Origin of the sequence: Pseudomonas sp. KUIN-1 (assembly GCF_009176725.1) — a bacterium.
Taxonomy (GTDB): Bacteria; Pseudomonadota; Gammaproteobacteria; order Pseudomonadales; family Pseudomonadaceae; genus Aquipseudomonas; species Aquipseudomonas fragariae.
Genome location: NZ_AP020337.1, coordinates 1,229,104 through 1,254,045 on the forward strand (window position 1 = coordinate 1,229,104; position 24,942 = coordinate 1,254,045).

General features: G+C 59.3%; 25 protein-coding genes. 14 read left to right on the forward strand and 11 right to left on the reverse strand.

Annotation, left to right across the window (positions count from 1 at the left end; genetic code table 11):
• Positions 1–37 precede the first annotated feature (37 nt).
• The 3 genes from moaC to moaE are packed head-to-tail and all read left to right on the forward strand — an operon-like array spanning position 38 to position 1,217.
• Positions 38–523, forward strand: a complete 486-nt coding sequence (gene moaC / locus KUIN1_RS05900) for a cyclic pyranopterin monophosphate synthase MoaC (protein ID WP_003341741.1) — start codon at positions 38–40, stop codon at positions 521–523.
• On the forward strand, positions 520–765 hold the full coding sequence (gene moaD, locus KUIN1_RS05905; RefSeq protein WP_004406746.1) for a molybdopterin converting factor subunit 1: 246 nt from the start codon (positions 520–522) through the stop codon (positions 763–765). Before moaC ends, moaD begins: the two co-directional genes overlap by 4 nt.
• A gap of 2 nt (positions 766–767) precedes the next feature.
• Complete coding sequence (gene moaE, locus KUIN1_RS05910; protein ID WP_004406744.1) at positions 768–1,217, forward strand: molybdopterin synthase catalytic subunit MoaE; 450 nt, start codon at positions 768–770, stop codon at positions 1,215–1,217.
• 3 nt (positions 1,218–1,220) lie between these two features.
• Here moaE and rhlB read toward each other — a convergent pair whose 3' ends face one another.
• Both rhlB and KUIN1_RS05920 read right to left on the reverse strand, forming a co-directional pair.
• Positions 1,221–2,678: an ATP-dependent RNA helicase RhlB gene (gene rhlB / locus KUIN1_RS05915; protein ID WP_161806391.1), complete on the reverse strand. Its 1,458-nt coding sequence runs from the start codon at positions 2,676–2,678 to the stop codon at positions 1,221–1,223.
• A gap of 115 nt (positions 2,679–2,793) precedes the next feature.
• A complete protein-coding gene (locus KUIN1_RS05920) occupies positions 2,794–3,453 on the reverse strand; it encodes an alpha/beta hydrolase (RefSeq protein WP_116831138.1) in 660 nt (219 codons plus the stop codon).
• 484 nt (positions 3,454–3,937) lie between these two features.
• Between KUIN1_RS05920 and KUIN1_RS05925 the strand changes: the two genes are divergently transcribed.
• From KUIN1_RS05925 to KUIN1_RS05950, 5 genes are all read left to right on the forward strand, one after another.
• Positions 3,938–4,966, forward strand: coding sequence for an amino acid ABC transporter substrate-binding protein (locus tag KUIN1_RS05925; protein WP_116886565.1), 1,029 nt, complete (start codon positions 3,938–3,940; stop codon positions 4,964–4,966).
• A 70-nt stretch (positions 4,967–5,036) separates the two neighbouring features.
• Positions 5,037–6,218, forward strand: a complete 1,182-nt coding sequence (locus KUIN1_RS05930) for an amino acid ABC transporter permease (RefSeq protein ID WP_011266807.1) — start codon at positions 5,037–5,039, stop codon at positions 6,216–6,218.
• A 10-nt stretch (positions 6,219–6,228) separates the two neighbouring features.
• Positions 6,229–7,326 carry an amino acid ABC transporter permease gene (locus KUIN1_RS05935; protein WP_011266808.1) on the forward strand — a complete coding sequence of 366 codons (1,098 nt, stop codon included), beginning with the start codon at positions 6,229–6,231 and terminating at the stop codon, positions 7,324–7,326.
• A 10-nt stretch (positions 7,327–7,336) separates the two neighbouring features.
• A complete protein-coding gene (locus KUIN1_RS05940; RefSeq protein WP_103754061.1) occupies positions 7,337–8,101 on the forward strand; it encodes an amino acid ABC transporter ATP-binding protein in 765 nt (254 codons plus the stop codon).
• A 167-nt stretch (positions 8,102–8,268) separates the two neighbouring features.
• Positions 8,269–9,498, forward strand: coding sequence for a CynX/NimT family MFS transporter (locus tag KUIN1_RS05950; protein ID WP_024652199.1), 1,230 nt, complete (start codon positions 8,269–8,271; stop codon positions 9,496–9,498).
• A 42-nt stretch (positions 9,499–9,540) separates the two neighbouring features.
• Here KUIN1_RS05950 and KUIN1_RS05955 read toward each other — a convergent pair whose 3' ends face one another.
• Entirely contained in the window at positions 9,541–10,479 is a 939-nt protein-coding gene (locus KUIN1_RS05955; protein WP_032656271.1) for an aromatic alcohol reductase, read from the reverse strand.
• Positions 10,480–10,527: 48 nt separating this feature from the next.
• On the opposite strand from KUIN1_RS05955, the gene KUIN1_RS05960 reads away from it, so the two are divergent.
• The 4 genes from KUIN1_RS05960 (at position 10,528) to KUIN1_RS05975 (ending at position 12,882) form a co-directional block, all read left to right on the forward strand.
• Complete coding sequence (locus tag KUIN1_RS05960) at positions 10,528–10,971, forward strand: winged helix-turn-helix transcriptional regulator (protein WP_011266811.1); 444 nt, start codon at positions 10,528–10,530, stop codon at positions 10,969–10,971.
• Positions 10,972–11,059: 88 nt separating this feature from the next.
• Positions 11,060–11,551 carry a nuclear transport factor 2 family protein gene (locus KUIN1_RS05965; RefSeq protein WP_004406721.1) on the forward strand — a complete coding sequence of 164 codons (492 nt, stop codon included), beginning with the start codon at positions 11,060–11,062 and terminating at the stop codon, positions 11,549–11,551.
• The gene (locus tag KUIN1_RS05970) at positions 11,544–11,885 is read left to right on the forward strand and encodes a GIY-YIG nuclease family protein (protein WP_024652202.1); all 342 of its coding nucleotides are present in this window, start codon (positions 11,544–11,546) and stop codon (positions 11,883–11,885) included. The genes KUIN1_RS05965 and KUIN1_RS05970 overlap by 8 nt, the downstream gene beginning before the upstream one ends.
• 64 nt (positions 11,886–11,949) lie before the next feature.
• Positions 11,950–12,882, forward strand: a complete 933-nt coding sequence (locus KUIN1_RS05975) for a glutathione S-transferase family protein (protein WP_096134925.1) — start codon at positions 11,950–11,952, stop codon at positions 12,880–12,882.
• Positions 12,883–12,943: 61 nt separating this feature from the next.
• On the opposite strand, the gene KUIN1_RS05980 is transcribed toward KUIN1_RS05975, so the two are convergent.
• Together KUIN1_RS05980 and yejK are read right to left on the reverse strand one after the other, a co-directional pair.
• Positions 12,944–13,294, reverse strand: coding sequence for a glutaredoxin family protein (locus KUIN1_RS05980; RefSeq protein ID WP_004406715.1), 351 nt, complete (start codon positions 13,292–13,294; stop codon positions 12,944–12,946).
• Between the two features lie 5 nt (positions 13,295–13,299).
• On the reverse strand, positions 13,300–14,301 hold the full coding sequence (yejK, locus tag KUIN1_RS05985) for a nucleoid-associated protein YejK (RefSeq protein WP_011266815.1): 1,002 nt from the start codon (positions 14,299–14,301) through the stop codon (positions 13,300–13,302).
• Between the two features lie 393 nt (positions 14,302–14,694).
• On the opposite strand from yejK, the gene KUIN1_RS05990 reads away from it, so the two are divergent.
• Entirely contained in the window at positions 14,695–14,976 is a 282-nt protein-coding gene (locus KUIN1_RS05990) for an HU family DNA-binding protein (protein WP_004406710.1), read from the forward strand.
• Between the two features lie 566 nt (positions 14,977–15,542).
• Here the strand turns inward: KUIN1_RS05990 and KUIN1_RS06000 are convergent.
• From KUIN1_RS06000 to KUIN1_RS06015, 3 genes are all read right to left on the reverse strand, one after another.
• Positions 15,543–16,894 (reverse strand): IS3 family transposase gene (locus KUIN1_RS06000; RefSeq protein WP_152091884.1). Its coding sequence is split into 2 segments (ribosomal slippage): positions 15,543–16,435 and positions 16,435–16,894, totalling 1,353 coding nucleotides; the frame shifts between segments, so codons are not numbered across the junction.
• 276 nt (positions 16,895–17,170) lie between these two features.
• Positions 17,171–18,157, reverse strand: coding sequence for a 23S rRNA (adenine(1618)-N(6))-methyltransferase RlmF (gene rlmF / locus KUIN1_RS06010; protein WP_004406708.1), 987 nt, complete (start codon positions 18,155–18,157; stop codon positions 17,171–17,173).
• Between the two features lie 156 nt (positions 18,158–18,313).
• Positions 18,314–21,160 carry a valine--tRNA ligase gene (locus KUIN1_RS06015; protein ID WP_103714731.1) on the reverse strand — a complete coding sequence of 949 codons (2,847 nt, stop codon included), beginning with the start codon at positions 21,158–21,160 and terminating at the stop codon, positions 18,314–18,316.
• A 187-nt stretch (positions 21,161–21,347) separates the two neighbouring features.
• On the opposite strand from KUIN1_RS06015, the gene KUIN1_RS06020 reads away from it, so the two are divergent.
• A complete protein-coding gene (locus KUIN1_RS06020) occupies positions 21,348–22,442 on the forward strand; it encodes an RHS repeat-associated core domain-containing protein (protein WP_103714733.1) in 1,095 nt (364 codons plus the stop codon).
• A 43-nt stretch (positions 22,443–22,485) separates the two neighbouring features.
• Here KUIN1_RS06020 and KUIN1_RS06025 read toward each other — a convergent pair whose 3' ends face one another.
• Genes KUIN1_RS06025 through KUIN1_RS06035 form a run of 3 tightly spaced genes read right to left on the reverse strand, consistent with a single transcriptional unit; the run spans position 22,486 to position 24,905 of the window.
• The gene (locus KUIN1_RS06025) at positions 22,486–22,920 is read right to left on the reverse strand and encodes a hypothetical protein (protein ID WP_024660495.1); all 435 of its coding nucleotides are present in this window, start codon (positions 22,918–22,920) and stop codon (positions 22,486–22,488) included.
• A gap of 7 nt (positions 22,921–22,927) precedes the next feature.
• The gene (locus KUIN1_RS06030) at positions 22,928–23,356 is read right to left on the reverse strand and encodes a DNA polymerase III subunit chi (protein ID WP_002552284.1); all 429 of its coding nucleotides are present in this window, start codon (positions 23,354–23,356) and stop codon (positions 22,928–22,930) included.
• 58 nt (positions 23,357–23,414) lie between these two features.
• The gene (locus KUIN1_RS06035; RefSeq protein ID WP_032656277.1) at positions 23,415–24,905 is read right to left on the reverse strand and encodes a leucyl aminopeptidase; all 1,491 of its coding nucleotides are present in this window, start codon (positions 24,903–24,905) and stop codon (positions 23,415–23,417) included.
• Positions 24,906–24,942 lie beyond the last annotated feature (37 nt).

Consider the following 24,942-nt stretch of genomic DNA (forward strand, 5'->3'; position numbering starts at 1 on the left):
GCTGCCACACTTCTTGCTTCTGCCAAGGAGTAACGTTGTGCTCACTCATCTCGATTCCCAGGGTCGCGCCAATATGGTCGATGTCACGGATAAAGCCGTGACGTCCCGAGAGGCGGTGGCCGAAGCTTTCGTACGCATGCTGCCGACGACGCTGCAAATGATCGTCAGCGGTGGTCATCCCAAGGGTGACGTGTTTGCCGTCGCGCGAATCGCCGGCATTCAGGCGGCGAAGAAAACCAGCGATCTGATCCCGCTTTGCCATCCGTTGATGCTCACCAGCATCAAGGTGCACCTCGCCGCCGAGGGTGATGATGCCGTGCGCATCACCGCGAGCTGCAAGCTGGCCGGGCAGACCGGTGTGGAAATGGAAGCCCTGACGGCTGCCAGTGTTGCCGCGCTGACCATTTACGACATGTGCAAGGCGGTAGACCGCGGCATGGTCATCGAGTCGGTCCGGCTGCTGGAAAAGCTGGGCGGCAAGAGCGGTCACTTCATTGCCGATCAGGCACAGGTTTCCTCATGAAGGTTCAGGTTCAGTATTTTGCCCGTTACCGTGAAGTCCTGGGCCTGGACAGCGAGTCCGTTGAAGGCGAGTTCGCCACGCTGGACGCGTTGCGCCAGACGCTGCTGCAGCGCGGCGAGGTCTGGCAAGTGCTTGCCGAACAGAACCTGATGTGTGCTCGCAACCAGGAGCTGTGCAAGCCGACCGAACCATTGGCCGATGGCGATGAAGTCGCGTTCTTTCCGCCCGTGACCGGAGGTTGATGATGAGCGTTCGTGTCCAGGCAGAGGCTTTCGACCCCGGCACTGAAGTCAACGCGCTGCATGCCGCGAATCTGGGCATCGGCGCGGTGGTCAGTTTTGTCGGCTATGTTCGGGATTTCAATGAAGGGCGTGAAGTGTGCGGCATGTTTCTCGAGCACTATCCGGGGATGACCGAAAAGGCACTGGCAAAAATCGTTACCGAGGCCGAACAGCGCTGGCCGTTGCTGCGCGTTGACGTACTGCATCGGGTTGGCGCGCTGGAGCCCGGCGAGCCGATCGTATTCGTCGGCGTTGCCAGCGCGCACCGTCAGGCGGCGTTCGAAGCCTGTGATTTCGTCATGGACTACCTCAAGACCCGCGCGCCGTTCTGGAAGCGTGAAAACACGTCAGAAGGCACGCGCTGGGTCGAAGGTCGTCACAGCGATCACCAAGCGGCTGATCGCTGGAAGTAAGCATCAGGCGTTGCTGCGCACCACGGCCCTGAGCAGATGAGTCGGCGGCGTCTCGCAACTGATCTTGCGGCCCAGTTTTTCCTCGATGGCGGGCAACTGGTAAGAGTCATCCTCGCCGGCAAAACTGATCGACACGCCATCGGCGCCAGCGCGACCGGTACGGCCGATGCGGTGCACGTAATCGTCCGGCACTTCGGGCAGGGTGAAGTTGATCACGTGGCTGATGCCGTCGATGTGAATGCCGCGACCGGCCACATCGGTGGCGACCAGCACGCGGATCTTGCCTTCGCGGAAGCCTTCAAGGGTCTTGATGCGCTTGTGCTGAGGCACATCGCCTGACAGCTGCGCCGCGTTCACGCCATCGCGCACCAGGCGCTCTTCGATGCGTCGGACTTCGTCCTTGCGGTTGGCGAAGACCATCACCCGTTCCCAACCGTTGTCGGTCACCAGGTTGTAGAGCAGCTTGTACTTGTCGGCACCGGCGACGGCATAGATATGCTGTTCGACGTTGTCGCTGGCAACATTCAACGATTCGATCTCGACGATGGAAGGGTCCGTCGTCCACTGCTTGGCGAGGTTCATCACGTCTTCGGTGAAGGTCGCGGAGAACAGCAGGGTCTGGCGCTCACCCTTGTGCGGCGTCTGACGAATGATCTGGCGTACCTGCGGGATAAAGCCCATGTCCAGCATGCGATCGGCTTCGTCGAGGACCATCACTTCGACCATGTCCAGATGCACTTCGCCGCGCTGGTTGAAGTCCAGCAGGCGGCCTGGCGTGGCGACCAGGATGTCGCAGTGGCGTGCTTCGAGTTGTTTGAGCTGCTTGTCGAAGTCCATGCCACCGACGAAGGTCATGACGTTCAGGTTGGTGTACTTGGTCAGGTCGGCGGCGTCCTTGGCGATCTGCACCACCAGCTCGCGGGTCGGAGCGATGATCAGCGCGCGCGGTTCACCCATGTAGCGTTCTGCAGGCGGCGGCGTCTGGGTCAGTTGCTCGATGATCGAGATCAGAAACGCAGCAGTCTTGCCGGTGCCGGTCTGGGCGCGTCCGATCGCATCCTTGCCCTTGAGGGTGAAGCCCAGTACGCCCGCCTGGATCGGTGTGCAGTACGGGAAACCCAGGTCCTGAATCGCGTGCATCAGTTCAGGCGCGAGGTTGAAGTCATGGAAGCGGGTCTTGCCTTCCTGCGGCTCGACGACGAAATCCTCGAGTTTCCATTCCGGGGCGGGCGGTTTGGCTACGCGTTCGCGGCGCGGGCGCTCGGCCCTTGGCTTGTCGGTGCGCGGCGCTCTGGCTTTGGAGGGCTCGCTGGTCGTGTCCAGAGCCTGAGTCTGGACAGCATGATCCGGTGTGTCGCCTGTGGCAGCGGGAGAGGCGGGAATAGAGGTTATCGGAGTAGGCGCAGGCTGCTCAGCCTCGCTCTTACCGAACATCTTTTTAAGTGCTTTGAGCACGGTCATCTCATCAATTGGTTAAGGAATGTACGCCGAGCAGTGTAAAGCAAGAACCGTGCTCGGCGTAGTGCCATCCATGGCGAGCTACAAAAGCGGTCCGTCGCAAGGGGTTCAGAGCGCTTCAGCGAAGCCTTTCAGCCAGCCAGACGCCGATGTCGCGAATTTCCTCCGGTAACACTTGATGCTCCATTGGGTATTCCTGCCATTCAACGGTTACACCCTGGGCGGTGAGATGGTCGTAGACGGCGCGACCCATCGGATAAGGCACCACCGCGTCGTGCTTGCCGTGCAGGCAGTAGGCCGGGATGCGTTGCTGACTCGCTGACAGGGTCATCTCGTTGCTGAATGTAGGGGCATAAGTGGACAGCGCGAGTACGCCGCCCAACGGACCCTGCCAGCGGCGGTAGCCGGCATGCAAGACCACCGCGCCACCCTGGGAAAAGCCGGCCAGGAAGATTCGTGCCGGGTCGATGCCGCTGTCGCGCTGCTGCTCGATCAGGTCCAGCACCTTCTGCGCCGAGGCTTCCATCTGATCATGGTCAATGGCCCTGGCCTCTGAACTCATGGACTTGATGTCATACCAGCTGGGCATTGCATAACCGCCATTGACGGTCAAAGCGCGTGTCGGTGCCTGAGGCAGTACGAAGCGGGTGGTGCGCAACGACTCCTGCAGTGCTTCGGCGACCGGCAGAAAATCATAGCGGTCGGCGCCCAATCCATGCAGCCAGATAACGCAGGCGTCGGCGGGGCTGGAAGGTTCAATGATCAAGGAATCGCTCATGACTGCTCCATTTGTGTGCGCGGGCTCTTTTTGAGCGCATTAATAAGGTGCGCAGGTAGATTAAAAATGAAAGAAGATGTCGCAAGGTTACAAGTTTTTGTCTTGACCTGTCGCTAATTCGACTTAGCCAGCATGCTGGTACGGGCTTTGCTACAGCAGCATTGGAGTCGAGTCGCTCACATCGTTCGGTAACACTATAAGGCTATTACTTATAGCGATCGAAAAGCAGCTCGGGAGTCCATGCGTCAGGATTCGCGGCACGATTCAACCTGTACCGCTCAGGTCCGGGAAAATCATGGGGTTTCAGTCCACGGGGCCGATTCTGAATCATGAAGACGAATGACGGGATGATCCTGCAGGCAATTCATGATTCAGGCCCAGCGTCGCATGACCCAAAAATAAGCCAGCACGGGTCATTAGCGCCTCACAAAGGTGCGACGCGACTGAAACACCTACACAACAAAGAGCAAACTGGAGGTTTTGAATGAAGATGTTGAAATCCACCGTGGCTGTCGTCACTGCCTTGGCCGCATTTGGTGTGATCGGGGCTGCAAACGCCGGTACCACCCTTGACGCTATCAAGAAGAAAGGTTTTATCCAGTGCGGCGTCAGCGATGGCCTGCCAGGGTTTTCCGTTCCAGACTCCACCGGCAAGATCACCGGTATCGATGCTGACGTCTGCCGCGCAGTAGCCGCCGCAGTATTCGGCGACGCCACCAAGGTCAAGTTCAGCCAGCTGAACGCCAAGGAGCGCTTCACCGCACTGCAATCGGGCGAGATCGACATCCTTTCGCGTAACACCACCTGGACCAGCTCCCGCGACGCGGGCATGGGCCTGGTGTTCACCGGCGTGACTTACTACGACGGTATCGGCTTCCTGGTAAACAACAAACTCGGCGTCAATAGCGCCAAGGAACTGGACGGTGCAACCATCTGCATCCAGGCCGGTACCACTACCGAGCTGAACGTCTCCGACTACTTCCGCTCGAACGGCCTGAAATACACCCCGATCACCTTCGACACCTCCGACGAAAGCGCCAAGTCGCTGGAAGGCGGCCGTTGCGACGTACTGACTTCCGACCAGTCGCAACTTTACGCGCAGCGCAGCAAGCTGGCCAAGCCGGACGATTACATCGTGCTGCCTGAAGTGATCTCCAAGGAGCCTCTGGGCCCTGTCGTGCGTAAAGGCGACGAAGAGTGGTTCTCGATCGTGCGCTGGACCCTGTTCGCCATGCTCAACGCCGAAGAAGCCAAAATCACTTCCAAGAACGTCGAAGCTGAAGCCAAGTCGACCAAGAACCCTGACGTAGCCCGTATGCTGGGTGCTGACGGTACTTATGGTCAGGACCTCAAGCTGCCGAAAGACTGGGTCGTGCAGATCGTCAAGCAGGTCGGCAACTACGGCGAAGTGTTCGAACGCAACCTGGGCGAAGGCACCCCGCTGAAAATCAAGCGTGGCCAGAACGCTCTGTGGAATGCCGGTGGCATCCAGTACGCTCCACCTATTCGTTGATTGACCCGGCGCCCGACAGGCTTCCCAGCCTGTCGGGCGTTGTTCTGTTGGATTTTTCCTGGGGCATTTCATGGAAAAGCAAATCGTCGCACCCAAGCAAAAGCTCTCTCTGAGCGATCCGAAAGTGCGCGCGTGGTTATTTCAGATCATCACTGTCGTGGCGGTGATCGCGTTGGGCTGGTTCATTTTCGACAACACCCAGACCAACCTGCAACACCGTGGTATTACCTCGGGTTTCGGTTTTCTTGAGAACAGTGCCGGTTTCGGTATCGCTCAGCACCTGATCGACTACAGCGAAGCGGACAGCTATGCCCGTGTGTTCGTCATCGGCCTGCTGAATACCTTGCTGGTGTCGGTTATCGGTATCGTCCTGGCGACCTTGCTGGGCTTTGTCATTGGTGTCGCTCGCCTGTCTCCGAACTGGATGATCAGCAAGCTGGCCACCGTGTATGTCGAAGTCTTCCGCAACATTCCGCCATTGCTGCAGATCCTTTTCTGGTATACCGCCGTATTCCTCACGCTGCCTGGTCCGCGTCAGGCGCATGGCTATCTGGACATGTTCTTCGTCAGCAGCCGCGGGCTCAACATGCCCAGAGCATTGCCTGCCGAAGGCGCCTGGGCATTCCTGATCAGTCTGGTGGTTGCCGTGATCGCCATCGTGATGATGGTGCGCTGGGCCAACAAGCGCTTCGAAGCCACCGGCCAGCCGTTTCACAAGTTCTGGGTCGGCCTGGCGTTGTTGCTGGTTATCCCCGGTCTGAGCATGCTGATCTTCGGCAGCCCGGTGCATTGGGAGCTGCCGCAGCTGAAGGGCTTCAATTTCTCGGGCGGCTGGGTGCTGATCCCTGAACTGATCTCCCTGACCCTGGCACTGACTATCTATACGGCGGCGTTCATCGCTGAAATCGTGCGTTCCGGCATCAAGTCGGTCAGCCATGGCCAGACCGAAGCTGCTCGCTCATTGGGCCTGCGCCCTGGGCCGACGCTGCGCAAGGTGATCATCCCGCAGGCGCTGCGCGTGATCATTCCGCCGCTGACCAGTCAGTTCCTGAACCTGGCGAAGAACTCTTCGCTGGCAGCCGCCATCGGCTACCCGGAAATGGTTTCCCTGTTCGCCGGTACGGTGCTCAACCAGACCGGGCAGGCCATTGAAGTCATTGCCATCACCATGAGCGTGTACCTGGCGATCAGTATCAGCATTTCCCTGCTGATGAACTGGTACAACAAGCGCATTGCGCTGATCGAGCGGTGAGGAAAAGCGCATGACAACTCATACTTTCAAACCTGATATGCCACCACCGGGCAAAGTGTTCGGCCCGATGGCGTGGATGCGGCAGAACCTGTTCTCCAGCTGGATCAACACCCTGCTGACCCTGTTCTCCCTGTATCTGATTTATCTGGTCGTACCACCGATCATCAGTTGGGCCCTGCTGGACGCCAACTGGATCGGCACGACCAAGGCGGACTGCACCAAGGCGGGCGCCTGCTGGGTGTTCATCGAGCAGCGCTTCGGTCAGTTCATGTATGGCTACTTCCCCAATGAACTGCGCTGGAGGGTCGACCTGACCGCCATCCTGGCGATCGTCGGCGCTGCGCCGCTGTTCATCTCGAAGTTTCCGCGCAAGGCTGTCTACGGTATTGCCTTCCTGGTGATCTACCCGGTTGTCGCGTTCTACCTGCTGCATGGCGGCGCGTTCGGTCTGACCAACGTACCGACCAGCCAGTGGGGCGGTCTGATGCTGACCCTGGTGATCGCCACCGTGGGTATCGTCGGTGCCTTGCCGCTGGGTATCCTGCTGGCGCTCGGTCGTCGTTCCAACATGCCGGCCGTGCGTGTGGTATGCGTGACCTTCATCGAGTTCTGGCGCGGCGTGCCGCTGATCACCGTGCTGTTCATGTCGTCGGTGATGCTGCCGCTGTTCATGCCTGAGGGCATGAACTTCGACAAGCTGCTGCGTGCGCTGATCGGCGTCATCCTGTTCCAGTCCGCGTACATCGCTGAAGTGGTGCGTGGCGGCATGCAGGCCATTCCCAAGGGCCAGTACGAAGCAGCCTCGGCGATGGGCCTGGGTTACTGGCGCAGCATGGGTCTGGTGATCCTGCCGCAGGCGTTGAAGATGGTCATTCCCGGCATCGTCAACACCTTCATTGCCTTGTTCAAGGACACCAGTCTGGTGATCATTATCGGTCTGTTCGACCTGCTCAACAGCGTCAAGCAGGCTACCGCCGACCCGGCATGGCTGGGTATGGCCACTGAAGGCTACGTCTTCGCGGCCCTGGTGTTCTGGATCTTCTGTTTCGGTATGTCCCGCTATTCCATGCATTTGGAACGTAAGCTGGACACAGGCCACAAGCGTTAGGAGTTTTGTGATGAGTGAAGTTATCAATAAGCCTCTGGGCGCTGAAGGCATGATCCGCATGGAGGGCGTACACAAGTGGTACGGCCAGTTCCATGTACTCAAGGACATCAACCTGAATGTGCGCCAGGGTGAACGTATCGTGCTGTGCGGCCCGTCGGGCTCGGGCAAGTCGACCACCATTCGCTGCCTCAACCGTCTGGAAGAGCACCAGCAGGGTCGCATCATTGTCGATGGCACCGAACTGACCTCGGACCTCAAGCAGATCGAGACCATCCGCCGCGAAGTGGGCATGGTGTTTCAGCACTTCAACCTGTTCCCGCACCTGACCATCCTGCAGAACTGCACCTTGGCACCGATGTGGGTGCGCAAGATGCCGAGGAAGAAAGCCGAAGAAATCGCCATGCACTATCTGGAGCGTGTGCGGATTCCGGAGCAGGCCCACAAGTTTCCGGGTCAGCTTTCCGGTGGTCAGCAGCAGCGTGTGGCGATTGCCCGTGCCTTGTGCATGAAGCCGAAAATCATGCTGTTCGATGAACCGACGTCGGCCCTTGACCCGGAAATGGTCAAGGAAGTGCTCGACACCATGGTCGGTCTGGCTGAAGAAGGCATGACCATGCTGTGCGTGACCCACGAAATGGGCTTTGCCCGTACCGTGGCAAACCGGGTGATCTTCATGGACAAGGGCGAAATCGTCGAACAGGCCGCGCCGAACGACTTCTTCGATAACCCGCAGAGCGACCGTACCAAGCTGTTCCTCAGTCAGATCATCCACTGAGTGGACTTCTGCTGAACAAGGAAACCGGGCCCTGTGCCCGGTTTTTTTATGCCTGTCGTTGCTGTGTGGGTTGTATGCAATTGATCTGAACCTTGTATTCGCGATGATTCTCCAACAGGATACCGCCCCCCTGAAAAGGGTCGACATACTTGATGACCGAGAAACTGATGACTGCCAAGGCTCAACTCAGCCCCCAACCGACTGCCGATCAACCTCATTCTGCCTTGAAGCGCCCCTGGCTGTTGCTGCTGGGTCTGGTGCTGGTCGCCCTCAACCTGCGCCCGGCGTTGTCCAGCATTGCGCCGCTGCTTGACACGGTGTCCGACAGCCTGGGCATGTCCGCTGCCGAGGCCGGACTGCTGACCACCTTGCCGGTTTTGTGCCTGGGCCTGTTCGCGCCGCTCGCACCGATCCTCGCCCGCCGGTTTGGCAGTGAGCGGGTGGTCATGGTGGTGCTTCTGACACTGGCTGCAGGCTTGGCAGTGCGCAGTCTGTTTGGTCAGGTCGGGCTGTTTGGCGGCAGCCTGCTGGCGGGTGCGAGCATCGGAATCATCGGCGTGTTGCTGCCGGGTATCGTCAAACGTGATTTTCCGCACAAGGCCGGAGCCATGACCGGTGTCTACACCATGGCCTTGTGCCTGGGCGCGGCCATTGCAGCCGGTTCGACGGTGCCGCTCAGTCAGTACGTGGGTGGCAGTTGGCAGATTGGCCTGGGTTTCTGGCTGGTTCCGGCACTGATTGCCGCCGCATTATGGTTTCCGCAGGCGCGTGAAGTGCATGGCACGCATCGCGATGTTTACCGGGTCCGTGGTTTGTTGCGTGACCCGCTGGCCTGGCAGGTCACGCTGTACATGGGCCTGCAATCGTCGCTGTCGTACATCGTCTTCGGCTGGTTGCCGTCGATCCTCATCGGTCGCGGCCTGACGCCCACCCAGGCCGGCCTGCTGCTGTCCGGCTCGATCATTGCGCAGGTCATCAGCGCGCTGGCGGTGCCTTATCTGGCCACACGCGGCAAGGATCAGCGTCTGGCGATCATGCTGGTCATGTCGCTGACCCTGATCGGTCTGTTCGGCTGCCTGTATGCGCCGCTTGGCGGGCTGTGGGGCTGGGCGATCCTGCTGGGGATCGGGCAGGGCGGCACGTTCAGTCTGGCGCTGGCCTTGATCGTCCTGCGCTCGCGCGACTCACATGTCGCCGCCAACCTGTCGAGCATGGCGCAAGGCGTCGGCTACACCATCGCCTCGACCGGCCCGTTTGCCGTGGGCGTGGTGCATGACATGACCGGCAGCTGGAGCGCGATTGGCTGGATCTTCGCGGTACTCGGGCTGGGCGCCATCATCGCGGGCATGGGCGCCGGTCGGGCGCTGCAGGTGCAGGTCAGTAGCGAGAAGGTTTGATGTTCGATGATTGATGATCGTGCGACCCGGGCTTGAGTTGCTTCAGGTCTGGGTCAGATTGGCCCGTGCCCATTGTTCGGCACGGGTGACGCTCAGCCCTGATTTCGCGTTGTAGGTACTGGCGACGTCCCATGCCACGCCTCGGCCCATGGCAAAGACTGCCCGGTATTTGCGCAGATTGTCATCCGGCATTTCCGTCAGATCAGCTTGCAACTGCGCAACACTCCATACGTGCCGCTCGATGTCGCGCCCCGTGACACGCTCCACCAGATCGGCCAGCCCGGCGTACGTCAATGTGTCGCCAGCGGTGTACACCACCTGATTCACGATGCGCGGCTCGTGCATCACGATGGCAGCAGTCAGCCTGCCAATGTCCTCTGCGGTCGTGACTGTCACGGCAGTATCGAGGCTGCCCAGCGCATTGATCCGCCCGCCTTGCAGATCGACGACACCGAACGCGGGATCGAACAGGAAGCTTGTAAACATGCCGGTCGAAACGATCACCCATTCGGTGCGCTGCTGGGCGCGCAGCTTTTCTCGCACATCGAGTTGTTCATCGAACAGATCCTGAGGGCTGCCCCGGCCGATAAGGTCGTAGTCAACGCCGAACTGCCAGGGCAGGTAGCGTTTTATGCCGGCCTTGAGCGCTGCATCGGTCAGTTTGCGTTGAGTGCCCCGGCCAGCGGCAAACCCCGCACAGCTGATTACCGTGTCGTAGCGCGTCATGACAGTGGCAAGTTCGTCCACGCTGGCAACGGCCAGATCGGCTGTTTCGATGGCAATGTCCAGCGCGCGGATTTCTTCGATTTCCACACGCTTGGCAGGCGCCTGAGTGCTCAAGCTGCTCTGGCGTAGCAGCACGGCAATGCTCAAGCCATGTGCCCCGGCTTTCTCGACCAGCCCTCGCAACACCGCGAGCCCAAGCTCTCCTGCACCTATTACCAGAATGCGTTGTTTGACGTTTGCGTTATCGGCTTGCATGGTGATCCCTTTGGACAGCCTTTCAATTCAGGCGGGAGAGATGCTGGCATGCCTGTCGACATACAAAAAGTAGGCACATCGGTGATACCGGGCGGGCTGGACGCGCAGGAAGTGGTCAGACGCTCCGAAGCGGCCTGTGCTGCGCTCAGCGATGATGAGGATGGTCTCAAGCGTGACATTCTCGGCCACGCCGGTAATCGCTGGTCATTGGGCGTGGTCCATGCCCTTGGCGTCAGCAGCCCTTTGCGCCACGCCCAATTGCGCCGAAAACTGCACGGTGTCACCCAGCGCATGCTCACTCATACCTTGCGCCAGCTCGAACAGGACGGGTTGATCACCCGCCACGACTACCGCGAGAAGCCGCTCAGGGTGGAATATTCGTTGACCGACCTGGGCATGGGGCTGCTGGTACAGATGATTCCGCTGTGGACTTGGGTGATTGAAAATTCGGAGGCGTTCAGTGCGGCGCGAAATCGTTATCTGGACAGGTAAACGTGATGGCTGATGCGCCATCAACCCCTCGCCATTTTCTTCGGCGCCGCTTATCGTGCACGAATAATTCGCCAAGGGATGTGCACGCATGAACTACGAAGAACAAAGTCAGGCCAACAGCGCACTGATCACCCGGTTTTATGAGGCGTTTGCGCAGCTGGATGCCGAGGCGATGAGTGCCTGCTATACCGATGACGTGTTGTTCAGCGACCCTGCCTTTGGTGAATTGCGCGGTGCTCAGGTCGGTGACATGTGGCGCATGCTGACTTCCCGGGCAAAGAATTTTTCGGTGGTCTTCGATCAGGTGCGAGCCGATGACCAGACTGGCAGTGCGCACTGGGTGGCGACGTACCTGTTCAGTCAGACCGGGCGCACGGTGGTCAACGATATTCAGGCCCGTTTCGTGTTTCGTGATGGCAGGATCTGCGAGCATCGCGATCATTTCGATATGTGGCGCTGGTCGCGCCAGGCCCTGGGTTTGAAGGGCCTGTTGCTTGGCTGGACGCCTTTGGTGCGCAACGCCGTCAGGGCTCAGGCGCTCAAGGGCCTGAAGACCTTTTCAGAGAGCCGCCGTGCCTGAGGTCGCCTGCACCGCCAGTGCGTCGACTGCCGAACAGGCGGTCGGCAAACCCTGGTTTGTCTATCTGGTGCGCGCTGCCAACGGCTCGCTGTACTGTGGCATCAGTGATGATCCGCAGCGGCGGTTCGCTGCGCACCAGAGCGGCAAGGGCGCGCGCTTTTTCTCTTCGAGTCCGGCAATGGCGCTGGTCTACGTTGAACAATGGCCCAGCAAGGGCGAGGCGTTACGCCATGAGCGGCTGATCAAGAAGCTCAAAAAAAGCGCCAAAGAGGCGTTGGCTGCCAGCTACGTAATGTCACCGATCCATGCGCGTGATGGTGTCCCATCAGTTTGAGGTCGTGGGCGGCCAGGGTACTGCGGGTTAAGCTGTGTTTTTCCCATGTGCACAGAGGCTGAACATGTCCGAGTTGATCCTTCACCACTACCCCACGTCGCTGTTCGCCGAAAAAGCCCGTCTGATGCTGGGTTTCAAAGGCCTCACATGGCGTTCGGTGACTATCCCTTCGATCATGCCCAAGCCTGACCTGACTGCATTGACCGGCGGTTATCGCAGAACCCCGGTATTGCAGGCCGGAGCGGACATCTACTGTGATACGGCACTGATGGCGCGGCGTCTGGAGCAGGAAAAAGCCTCGCCAGCGTTTTACCCGAAGGGGCAGGAGTTCACGGTTGCCGGCCTGGCCGCCTGGGCCGATTCGGTGCTGTTCATGCATGCCGTGAGTCTGGTATTTCAGCCTGAATCAATGGCTGTGCGCTTCGCCAAGGTGCCGCCAGACGCCGCCAAGGCCTTCGTCGCCGACCGTTCGACGCTGTTCAACGGCGGCACTGCGTCGCGCCCGCCTGTGGAGCAGGTCAAACACCAATGGCCGACCCTGATGTCGCGCCTGGAGCTGCAACTCTCGCACGGCGGCGATTTCCTGTTCGGCGTACCGTCGATTGCCGATTTGTCGGTCGCTCATACATTGTGGTTTCTCAAGCAGACGCCGGTGACCGCACCCTTTGTCGATGAGTATCCGAGTGTCAGGGCCTGGCTTGATCGTGTGCTGGGTTTTGGTCATGGCACGTTCAGCGACCTGAGCTCGGCAGATGCCATCGAAATCGCCAGAAACGCCACGCCTGCGCCATTGCCCGATGAAACTCTCGTCGATCCAAATGGCTTCAAGGCAGGTGACAAGGTTGCGGTTTCTGCGGTCGACTATGGCGTCGAAGCGGTTGAGGGCGAGCTGGTATTTACCGGCCGCGAAGAGCTGATCCTGCGCCGCGAGGACGAGCGTGCCGGTGTCGTGCACGTACACTTCCCGAGAATGGGCTATCGGATCGAGAAGCGCTGAGGTTCAACGATGCTCTGCGTCGCAAAGAGGACGCTGAGCGTTGGCACGCTAGCCAGGCGGGTTACTTCAACGCCGCCAGTATCTGGTCCGGGTCAAACCCCCGGATCAGTGTGCCGTTGACGTCGATCAGCGGGATGCCTCTGCCACCCAGCGCTTCATAGGCCTTGCGGCCTTCTTCCGACTTCTCGATGTCGAACTCCTGATACGCAATCCCCTTGCTGTCCAGAAAACGCCGGGTCTGCTTGCAGTAGCCGCACCAGTCAGTGGCGTACATCACCACTTTCGCCTGGCTGTAGCTCTGTGCGACGTCTGCCGGGGGCGGGTTGACAAAGTGCTCGATCCTGCCCCAGTTCTGGTAAATCACGACCACCAGCATGATCAGGGCAAACTTCTTGAGGGTACGCAGCAGCATCTCGGTTACCGTCGCTTCAACTGGTCGGTCAGTTGCGTCGGCAGCCCTTTGATGATCAGGGTACCGGCGCTTTCGTCGTATTCGATCTTGTCGCCCAGCAGGTGCGCTTCAAAACTGATCGACAGGCCCTCGGCGCGGCCGGTGAAGCGGCGGAACTGGTTGAGGGTGCGCTTATCCGCCGGTATTTCCGGGGACAGGCCGTAATCCTTGTTGCGAATGTGATCGTAGAAGGCACGCGGACGCTCTTCGTCGATCAGCTCGGACAGTTCCTCCAGGCCCATCGGTTCGCCCATCTTGCTCTGACTGCTGGCGTAGTCGACCAGGGTCTTGGTCTTCTCGCGGGCCGATTCTTCCGGCAGGTCTTCGCTTTCGACGAAATCACTGAACGCCTTGAGCAGCGTGCGGGTTTCGCCGGGGCCATCCACGCCTTCCTGGCAACCGATGAAGTCGCGGAAGTACTCGGAAACCTTCTTGCCGTTCTTGCCCTTGATGAACGAGATGTATTGCTTGGACTGCTTGTTGTTCTGCCACTCGGAAATATTGATTCGGGCGGCGAGGTGCAACTGGCCAAGGTCCAGGTGCCGGGACGGGGTCACGTCCAGTTCGGCATTCACTGCCACGCCTTCGCTGTGGTGCAGCAGGGCGATGGCCAGGTAGTCGGTCATGCCTTGCTGATAATGGGCGAACAGCACGTGGCCACCCACTGACAGATTGGATTCTTCCATGAGCTTTTGCAGGTGCTCGACTGCCATTCGGGAGAACGCCGTGAAGTCGCTGCCGCCGTCGATGTATTCCTTCAGCCAGCCACTGAATGGATGTGCGCCGGACTCGGGATGGAACAGGCCCCATGCCTTGCCCTGTTTGGCGTTATAGCTTTCGTTGAGGTCGGCCAGCATGTTCTCGATGGCCTGGGACTCAGCGAGTTCGGAGTCGCGTGCATGGAGAACAGCGGGCGTACCGTCGGGTTTCTTCTCGATCAGGTGGACGATGCAGTGACGGATCGGCATGGGCTTCTCGGCTGAAAAAGGTGAAGAGCGTGCAGCTCGTTGCAAGATGCCCAGTGTAACGCACGCATGCGCCTGATGGCCCCGGACGGGCTGGTTTTCGCCAGCAGCGAGTGTTTGCTGGATGTTTTTTGTGCAATTAACATTAAAACCTGACCAAAAGGATAGGTAGAGGCGGATATTTGCCCGGCTCTGTGCTAGTTTTGCGCGGTCTTGCGCACTTAGCGCGTCAAGCGTGCAGTTAGCGCACACGTAGGTCGAACCATTACCCGGTTTCAGTATCTACACTTTCGCGATTAATCGTGGCTGCTAGCGGGTGGCCAGGTTCGTTGCCTGGCCACGGGCCGACGTTGCGCTCTGCAATCCAAATGAATTTGATAGGGAAGGAACACCACCATGGCTCTTACTAAAGACCAATTGATCGCCGATATCGCTGAATCTATCGAAGCGCCAAAAACCACCGCGCGTAATGCTCTTGAGCAATTGGGCCAAATTGTTGCCGACCAATTGGAAAACGGCGTGGAAATCACTTTGCCAGGTATCGGCAAACTGAAAGTTGCAGAGCGTCCAGCTCGCACTGGCCGCAACCCTTCGACTGGCGCTGCCATCGAAATCGCTGCCAAGAAAGTTATCAAGTTCGTACCAGCCAAAGTGCTGACCGACTCGATCAACAAGTAAGCAACCGCTTGCTGTGAAAAAGCCGTGCACCGGTTAACCGGGCACGGCTTTTTTGTGGGCGCCTGATTGGACACCTCCCGCAAAGTCGGACGCAGAGCGTCCAGAACGGTCCTCCAGACGCCTATCGTTCCTCACGCTCCACAGCGTGGGAATGCCTTGCGTGACGCTCCGCGTCACAGATCTGTGCCGCACTGCATACTCAAGAGAGGACGCAGAGCGTCCAGAACGGCATGCCGACGCGGAGCGTCGCACGATAGTCGAGATTACGGCATGCCGACGCGGCGTCGCACGATAGTTGAGATTATCGTTCCTCACGCTCCAGCGTGGGAATGCCTTGCGTGACGCTCTGCGTCACAGATCTGTGCCGCACTGCATATTCAAGAGAGGACGCAGAGCGTCCAGAACGGCATGCCGACGCGGAGCGTCGCACGATAGTCGAGGTTAAGGCATGTCGCTGCGGAGTCGCACGATAGTCGAGATTACGGCCTGCCGACGCGGCGTCGCACGATAGTTGAGATTATCGTTCCTCACGCTCCAGTGGACTGCCCCCCGAAAGTTGGACAGTTTTAGCTCGCCGCCTGAGCCCTGTATTTTACGGGGCTCAAGCCGTTTAGCTTCAGCTTGATGCGGTCATTGTTGTAGTAGCGGATGTACTCATCCAGACCTGCCTTCAGCTCTTCTATGCTTTCAAATCGTTTCAAATAGAAAAACTCGGACTTCAGCGTACCAAAGAAGCTTTCCATTGCGGCATTGTCCAGGCAATTTCCCTTACGCGACATGCTTTGCTTCACGCCCTTGACCGCCAGCTTTTGACGGTACTGCGCGTGTTGATACTGCCAGCCCTGATCCGAGTGCATCACAAGCTTCGGCTCGTCCTGCAACTGCTGGAGAGCCTTGTCCAGCATATTGGTGACCAGCTCAAAGCACGGCCTGGTAGACACTTCGTACGCCACGATCTCACCGTTGTACAGGTCCATCACGGGCGAGAGGTACAGCTTTCGATTGGCCACTTTAAACTCGGTCACATCGGTCACCCATTTCTGGTTCGGGCGTTGCGCCGTGAACTTGCGCTCCAGCAAATTCGGCGCAATTTTCCCGACGGTGCCCTTATAGGAGCGGTACTTCTTGGGTCGCACAACTGATCTCAGGCCCAGTTCAGCCATCAATCGCTCCACAACCTTCTTGTTGACCAACGTGCCTGAGTTGCGAATGACCGCCGTGATACGCCGAGCCCCATAAAGACCTCTCTCCTCGTGATAAACACGCTCTATCTCCTGCTTCAGAGCTGCATCTGGATCGGGTCTGGATTGCACCTGAGCCTGATAGTAAAACGTGCTGCGCGCCAGGCCCGCCAGCGTCAGAAGGGCGCACATCGGAAACCGGTTCCTCAGTTGTTTGACGATCAGGGCTTTTTCTTTTGCCGTCGTTGCTGCTCCTTCAACTCTTCCAACTTTTTTAGGTAAGCGTTCTCCATGCGCAGGTATTCAAGCTCGGCCATTAACTGGTCGCGTGTCTTGTGCGTATCGTCAGCGGTTACGGGTTCGGTGGGATAAGGCTTCTTGGGCATGGCAGCAGGCTTTCTTCTTGTGGGAACACGCGGGGCTAGACCGTCACTGTAATGCTGCTGTTCCCAAATGACTATTTGGCCAGGATCACCAATACCAAAATGCGCTGCGGTCTGGCGAAGCGACAGCCCGTGCTCGCGCTTGTGCTCAAGCACTGAGCGTTTGAAGGCTTTACTGTACCGAAGACCAGGCTTGCGATGGCCTGTGTGCCCATGGCTCTTGTAATTGGCGACCCAGCGTCGAAGCAGGCTGAAATCGATCGAGAACTGACTGGCCACCTTGCGAAAGCCGATGTTGCCTTCAAGGTACGCTTTGACGACGGGGAGTTTGAATTGCTCTGAATACTTGGCCATTTGAACACCCCCATTAGGTCGGATTGGTGTCCAACTTCTTGGGGGCAGTCCACAGCGTGGGAATGCCTTGCGTGACGCTCTGCGTCACAGAACTGTGCCGCACTGCATACTCAAGAGAGGACGCAGAGCGTCCAGAACGGCATGCCGACGCGGAGCGTCGCACGATAGTCGAGGTTAAGGCATGTCGCTGTGGAGTCGCACGATAGTCGAGATTACGGCCTGCCGACGCGGCGTCGCACGATAGTCGAGATTAGGCGCTTGTTCACGATAGTCGAGTCAGCCTGGTGCGCGCTGTGCCTTGTCGAGGAAGGTCCAGGCCACAAAACGGCTTTGCTTCTGGCCCTGGCCCATTTCCACTACCTTCACTTCCAGCGCGCCGGCTTTTTTCAGGGCGCTGTGGATCGGCGGCAGGTTGGAGGCCTTGGACACCAGTGTGCTGAACCACGCCACCTGGCTCGGCAGCAAGGCGCTTTCCTGGATCAACTGCGTTATGAAGCCGATCTCGCCGCCGTCGCACCACAACTCCTGCGACTGTCCACCGAAATTGAGCACCGGCAGCTTGCGCTTGGGATCAGCCTTGCCCAGCGCCCGCCACTTGCGCTGGCTGCCACGCTGCGCTTCTTCCAGCGAGGCATGGAAGGGCGGGTTGCAGAGGCTGACGTGGAAGCGTTCGCTGCTGTCGAGCAGCCCGAGCAGGATCTGCTTGCGATTGGCCTGCTGGCGCACGCTGATGGCCTTGCTGAGGCCGTTGGCCTTCACAATCGTGGTGGCTGCGGCGATGGCGGTGCTGTCGATGTCCGAACCCACGAACTGCCAGCCATAGTCGCTATGCCCCAGCAACGGGTAGATGCAATTGGCGCCAGTGCCGATGTCCAGCGCCTTGATGGAGGCGCCGCGTGGTATCACGCCTTCGTTATCTTCGGCCAGCAGGTCGGCAAGGAAGTGCAGATAGTCCGCACGCCCCGGAATCGGCGGGCACAGGTAATCGGCCGGAATGTCCCAATGGGCGATGCCATAGAACGCTTTGAGCAGCGCGCGGTTGAACACCCGTACCGCCTGCGGATTGGCGAAGTCGATGCTTTCCTTGCCGTAAGGATTGAGGATCACGAAGGCTGCCAGCTCGGGGCTGGATTTGATCAGCTTCGCAAAGTCGTACTGGCCCTGATGCCGATTGCGCGGGTGCAAGGTGGCCTTTTCACGCGGCGCAGCAGGTTTGGCTGGCCGCTGAGGCTTCTTGCGCGGTGGTTTGCGGGTATCGGTCATGGGTTCGATGTCAGCCGTGAGGTTGAGTTGCCTGGCTTATTCGCGAGCAAGCGCAGCGTCGCCTTTGGCGTAGTACGCGTTGCTCGCGAATAAGTCAGTACAGAAGTTCAGATAACAAAAAGCCAGCCCATGATCGGGCTGGCTTTTCTGGCCACCTTACAGGCTGGCGATGCGTGCGTGTTGCTCGGCCAGCTTGCCCAGTGCCTGTTCGGCTTCGGTCAGCTTGGCGCGTTCCTTGGCGATGACTTCAGGCGGTGCCTTGTCGACGAAGGCGGCGTTGGACAGCTTGCCGCCGACGCGTTGCACTTCGCCTTGCAGGCGCTGGATTTCCTTGTCCAGGCGCGCCAGCTCGGCCCCTTTGTCGATCAACCCGGCCATCGGCACCAGCACTTCCATGTCACCGACCAGGGCGGTGGCGGACAGCGGTGCTTCTGCGCCTTCGGTCAGTACGGTCATGGATTCGAGCTTGGCGAGCTTCTTGAGCAGGTAATCGTTTTCGCTCAAACGGCGCTGGTCTTCGGCGCTGACGTTCTTGAGGAACAGTTGCAACGGCTTGCCCGGACCGATGTTCATCTCGCCACGGATGTTACGCACGGCGAGCATCAGGCCCTTGAGCCATTCGATGTCGTCTTCGGCCGCCTGATCGATGCGTGCGTCATTAGCCACCGGCCAGGGTTGCAGCATGATGGTCTTGCCTTGCGCACCGGCCAGCGGCGCGAGGCGCTGCCAGATTTCTTCGGTGATGAACGGCATGAACGGGTGCGCAAGACGCAACGCCACTTCCAGAACGCGAACCAGTGTGCGGCGTGTGCCGCGCTGACGCTCGACCGGCGCTGTCTCGTCCCACAGTACCGGCTTGGACAGTTCCAGATACCAGTCGCAATACTGGTTCCAGATGAACTCGTACAACGCCTGGGCGGCGAGGTCAAAGCGGAACTGATCCAGCTGGCGGGTCACTTCGGCTTCGGTGCGTTGCAACTGCGAGATGATCCAGCGATCAGCCAGTGACAGTTCGACCGCTTCGCCGTTCTGGCCGCAGTCTTCGCCCTTGTCCAGTACGTAGCGCGCCGCGTTCCAGATCTTGTTGCAGAAGTTGCGGTAGCCTTCGACGCGGCCCATGTCGAACTTGATGTCGCGACCGGTGGACGCCAGCGAGCAGAAGGTAAAGCGCAGGGCATCGGTGCCATAGCTGGCGATGCCGTCGGCGAATTCCTGGCGGGTCTGCTTCTCGATCTTTTTCGCCAGTTGCGGCTGCATCAGGCCACTGGTGCGTTTCTCTACCAGCGTTTCGAGGTCGATACCGTCGACGATGTCCAGCGGGTCAAGCACGTTGCCCTTGGACTTGGACATCTTCTGGCCCTGGCCATCGCGCACCAGACCATGCACATAGACAGTCTTGAACGGGACTTGCGGCGTGCCGTCCTCGTTCTTCACCAAGTGCATGGTGAGCATGATCATCCGGGCGACCCAGAAGAAAATGATATCGAAGCCGGTGACCAGCACGTCGGTGGAGTGGAAAGTTTCCAGTGCCTTGGTCTTTTCTGGCCAGCCGAGCGTGGAGAAGGTCCACAGGCCCGAGCTGAACCAGGTGTCGAGTACGTCGTTGTCCTGCTGCAGCGCGATTTCCGGGCCCAGATTGTTCTTGGCACGCACCTCGGCTTCGTCACGGCCGACGTAGACCTTGCCGGACTCGTCGTACCACGCCGGAATGCGGTGGCCCCACCAGAGCTGACGGCTGATGCACCAGTCCTGGATGTCGCGCATCCACGAGAAGTACATGTTTTCGTATTGCTTGGGCACGAACGCGATGCGGCCGTCTTCGACAGCGGCAATCGCAGGTTCGGCCAGCGGCTTGGTGGAGACGTACCACTGATCGGTCAGCCATGGCTCGATGATGGTGCCGGAACGGTCGCCTTTCGGCACTTTCAGCGCGTGATCATCAACGCTGACCAGCAACCCGGCGGCGTCGAACGCGGCAACGATCTGTTTGCGCGCTTCGAAGCGATCCAGCCCGGCATAGGCTGCAGGCAGCCTGCCGTCGACGCTTTCGTTCAGCGTGCCATCGAGGTTGAACACCTGAGCGGCGGGCAATACGTTGGCATTCTTGTCGAAGATGTTCAGCAGCGGCAGGTTGTGGCGCTTGCCGACTTCATAGTCGTTGAAATCGTGGGCCGGGGTGATTTTCACGCAGCCGGTGCCGAACTCGGGATCGCAGTAATCATCCGCGATGATCGGGATGCGGCGGCCTACCAGAGGCAATTCGACGAACTTGCCGATCAGCGCCTTGTAGCGCTCGTCCTGCGGGTTCACCGCAACGGCGGCATCACCGAGCATGGTTTCCGGGCGCGTGGTGGCCACGATCAGGTAATCCAGACCTTCGGCGGTCTTTGCGCCGTCAGCCAGTGGATAACGCAGGTTCCACAGATGACCCTTATCGTCGTGGTTCTCCACTTCGAGGTCGGAAATGGCGGTGTGCAGCTTGGTGTCCCAGTTGACCAGGCGCTTGCCACGGTAGATCAGGCCGTCTTCATGCAGACGCACGAAAGCTTCCTTTACCGCTTCGGACAGGCCGTCGTCCATGGTGAAGCGCTCGCGGCTCCAGTCGACGGACGAGCCCAGGCGGCGGATCTGGCGGCTGATGTTGCCGCCGGACTCGGCTTTCCATTCCCAGATCTTGTCCAGAAACTTCTCGCGGCCCAGTTCATGACGGCTTACGCCTTGCGCTTCGAGACGACGCTCGACCAGCATCTGCGTGGCGATACCCGCATGGTCGGTGCCCGGTTGCCACAGCGTATTGCGGCCCTGCATGCGACGGAAACGGATCAGTGCATCCATGATCGCGTTATTGAAACCGTGGCCCATGTGCAGGCTGCCGGTGACGTTCGGCGGCGGGATCATGATGGTGTACGAGTCACCCACGCCTTGCGGAGCGAAGTAGTTCTCGGACTCCCAGGTCTGGTACCAGGAAGTTTCGATGGCGTGCGGCTGGTAAGTCTTGTCCATGCGCGGCGGGAACCTGTGGCATTGATTCGGAAACCGGTAAGTATAGACCTGACGGCCAGCGACAAGCCACAGGAGCAGCTGTGAGCTTCAAGCTTCAAGCTGCAAGCTGGTAGTTCTGTCAGTAGGCGGCGTGTCTTCCAGACGGCATGATCGGTATTCAGACTTTACCTGCAGGGCGGACGCTGCCATGGACGATACGCCTGAAGGCAGACGCGTGCTGTGTCGATATCGCTATGACGCGCTGGACCGGGTTGCGGTTGTCGATCCCGATGCACAGGAAGCAGTGTCGCGGTTCTATCAAAAGAAACGTTTGACGGTCGAGATACAGGGTGCAATGCGCCGTCGTGTGTTTCTCGGTGAAGACCGTTTGCTGGCGGAATATCAGGTTGACGGCGCTGCCGAGCGAGTGGACCTGCTGGGCACCGACAGGCAAAGCAGTGTGCTGCATGCCCTGAGTTCAGAGGGGCGGCAGCCGCTGGCTTATAGCCCTTACGGACATCGCGCGCAGGGCGGCCCGTTTTCCGGCTTCAACGGCGAGCGCGCGGACCCTGTGACCGGGCATTACCTGCTGGGTAACGGCTACCGCGCGTTCAACCCGGTGCTGATGCGTTTCAACCGACCAGACTCGCTGAGTCCATTTGGACGGGGAGGCCTGAATGCGTATGCCTACTGTCAGGGGGATCCGGTTAATCGGAGTGATCCGGGTGGGCACGTCGGGGTCCACATACTCTTTCTCGACAAGTTACCGGACCTGGCGCTTGGCAGAATATTCAGGCACTTGTCTTTCAAGGATATGGCCGCAGTGAGTGGAGCGTCTAATACATTGAATGAGAGAGGAGCCGGGCTGATAGCCTTGCAGTTAAATAAGCGTTTTGTAGACGCCAGTGACCCAGGCGTACTGTCGAACCTTCGCAGCGCTATAAAAAGCGAAACGGGTGTTTTGCCCAGTGTATTCAAGAGTGAAGACTTCAAAACACGATTTGATGAGGTCGTGGCGAACGCCAGCCAAAAAATGAGTGATCGAATCAAGGAGGCCAAGCATGCCGAGCAATCATTCTCTGATAAATTCACGGGTAAACCCAATACCAGTTACGACGATTTCAAGAAAGCATTGGTTAGTAAGCGCAAGGAGCACGAAGGGTCTCTCGAAATGCTGCTAAATATTAATAGAGATGTGGCTAGACGCACGACGCTCATGGGAGCCTGGTACACCCAAATTGGTCTCAAGGGGAAAATGGAGCGGCGCGTAGCAGATATCCGCTCCCTATTGAATACTCCCTGACAGCGTCTCTATGTGCGTGTATTCCGGACTCCTGATCACACGCTCACTTCTGCTGCTGCGCCAATAACCGCTCCAGCCTTGCCTCCAGCCGGCGTTTGATTTCGTTTTCGATATGCGGGGCGAAGTCGTCGATGACGTCCTGCATGATCAATCGCGCGGCTGCGCGCAACTCGTTGTCCAGGTGCAGCAGTGCATCAGGGTTGGGCAGCGCTTGCGGCTGGGCTGCCTGCTGCGCCTGCGGGGCGGGTGCTGTGTGCGCATCAGGTGTCAGCGTCGGGATGTCGTCTTCGTCGAAGTCCTGTTGATAAGCCGCGTCGGGGCGAGCGCCGACAACATCGAACAACAGGGGAATCTGACCTTCGGGACGAGCTGTGTCGTTCGACTGGGGGGAATGTGCGGGGTCATCGCCGAGCAGTTGGCGGATCGACTCGAGGTCGTTCAGCAAGTGCGCGGATTCAGCTTTTTTTGAAGTATCCATCGTGTCCTCAAAGGCGCTGCAGTCGGTGATCTTGCGGAGGATAGCCCTGTTCGCGGTAGGAACGGAAACTCTCGCGTGCGGCAAGACGTATGGCCGGGTCTTCGACAACGACTTCGGCCACGCGGGCGAAACGTTTGAAGAAGGCCGGAATGCTCAGGTCGAGATTGACCAGCAGGTCGCTGTGTTCGCCCGAGTCGTCGCCCAGACCCAGTACCACGGCCGCATCGTGATCGCTCTCGGCGTCGCCATGGGGCAGGAACACTTCGCCTCTGAAACGCCAGAGCCGGGCATCGAGGTCCTCACGCTGCGCAGCATCGCTGCAATGCAGATAGACCTTGTGACCCAGGCGCCAGGCCTTTTCCGTCAGCTTGCAGGCAAAATCCAGGCGGGCCGCAGGATCGGCGCTGGGCAGGATGTAGAAGTCGACTTGAGTCATGTGGGTTCCAGAACCGGAGGCGTATCGACTGTGCAGCCGATACGCCAGGGTCTCTTTCTTATACGCCGGCGCGGTCGAGCAGGTATTGGGTCAGCAGCGGAACCGGACGCCCGGTGGCGCCTTTTTCCTTGCCGCCGCTCAGCCATGCAGTGCCGGCGATGTCCAGGTGAGCCCAGTGGTAGGCCTTGGTGAAGCGCGACAGGAAGCAGGCCGCGGTGATGGTGCCGCCTTTCGGGCCACCGATGTTGGCAATGTCGGCGAACGGGCTGTCGAGCTGCTCCTGGTACTCATCGAACAACGGCAGCTGCCAGGCACGGTCATCGGCCTGTCTGCCCGCGTCGAGCAACTGATTAATCAGCGCGTCGTTATTGCCCAGCAGGCCGGAGGTATGGCCACCCAGTGCAACGACGCAGGCGCCGGTCAGGGTTGCGATATCGATCACCGCCTGCGGCTTGAAACGCTCGGCGTAGGTCAGTGCATCGCACAGCACCAGACGGCCTTCGGCGTCGGTGTTGAGGATTTCGACGGTCTGGCCGCTCATGGTCGTGACGATGTCGCCCGGACGTGTCGCAGTGCCGCTCGGCATGTTTTCGGCACAGGCCAGAATGCACACCAGATTGATCGGCAGCTTCAATTCGAGCACCGCACGCAGGGTGCCGAACACGCTGGCTGCGCCGCACATGTCGAACTTCATCTCGTCCATGCCCGAGGCAGGCTTGATGCTGATGCCGCCGGTATCGAAGGTGATGCCTTTACCGACCAGCACGAATGGCTGGTCGCCTTTTTTGCCACCCTGGTAGTTCATGACGATGAGGCGCGGCGGCTGGGCGCTGCCCTGTGCTACCGCGAGGAACGAACCCATGCCCAGATCGGCCAGTTTCTTCTCGTCGTGGACTTCCACTTTCAGGTTCTTGTGTGCCTTGCCCAGTGCCTTGGCTTCTTCGCCCAGGTAGGTCGGGTGGCAGATGTTCGGCGGCAGATTACCCAGGTCGCGGGTCAGCGCCATGCCAGTGGCGATTGCCTGAGCGTGAGTCGAAGCGCGTTCGACGTCGGCCGCCTTGACCTTGTCGGTCAACAGGGTGATTTTCTTCAGGGCACGAACTTCGGCTTTCTGGGTCTTGAAGCGGTCGAAGACGTATTCGCCGTCGGCCAGGGCTTCGACCAGCAGACGAGCCATGCCATAGGTGTCGCGGTTTTTCACCGACAGGTCATCGAGCGCAATCGCTGCATCGGTGCCGCCCAGGCCCTTGAGGCAGGTGAGCGCTGCGCCGACGATCTTTTTCAACTGACGGTCCGACAGCTCGTCTTCCTTGCCGGTGCCGACCAGCAGAACGCGCTCGGCCTTGATGTTGGGCAGATTGTGCAACAGCAGGCTCTGGCCGACCTTGCCGGCCAGATCGCCGCGCTTGAGGATCAGCGAAACGGCTCCGCCGCTGAGAATATCCACAGTTCTGGCAGCACCGGCCAGTACACGGCTTTCACCGACGGTGACCACCAGCGTTGCGGTTTTCAAGGTTTCTGGGCTTACGCTTTTAACAACCAATTCCATGTGGGGTCCCCGAATAGACGATGAGAGTCGCAATATG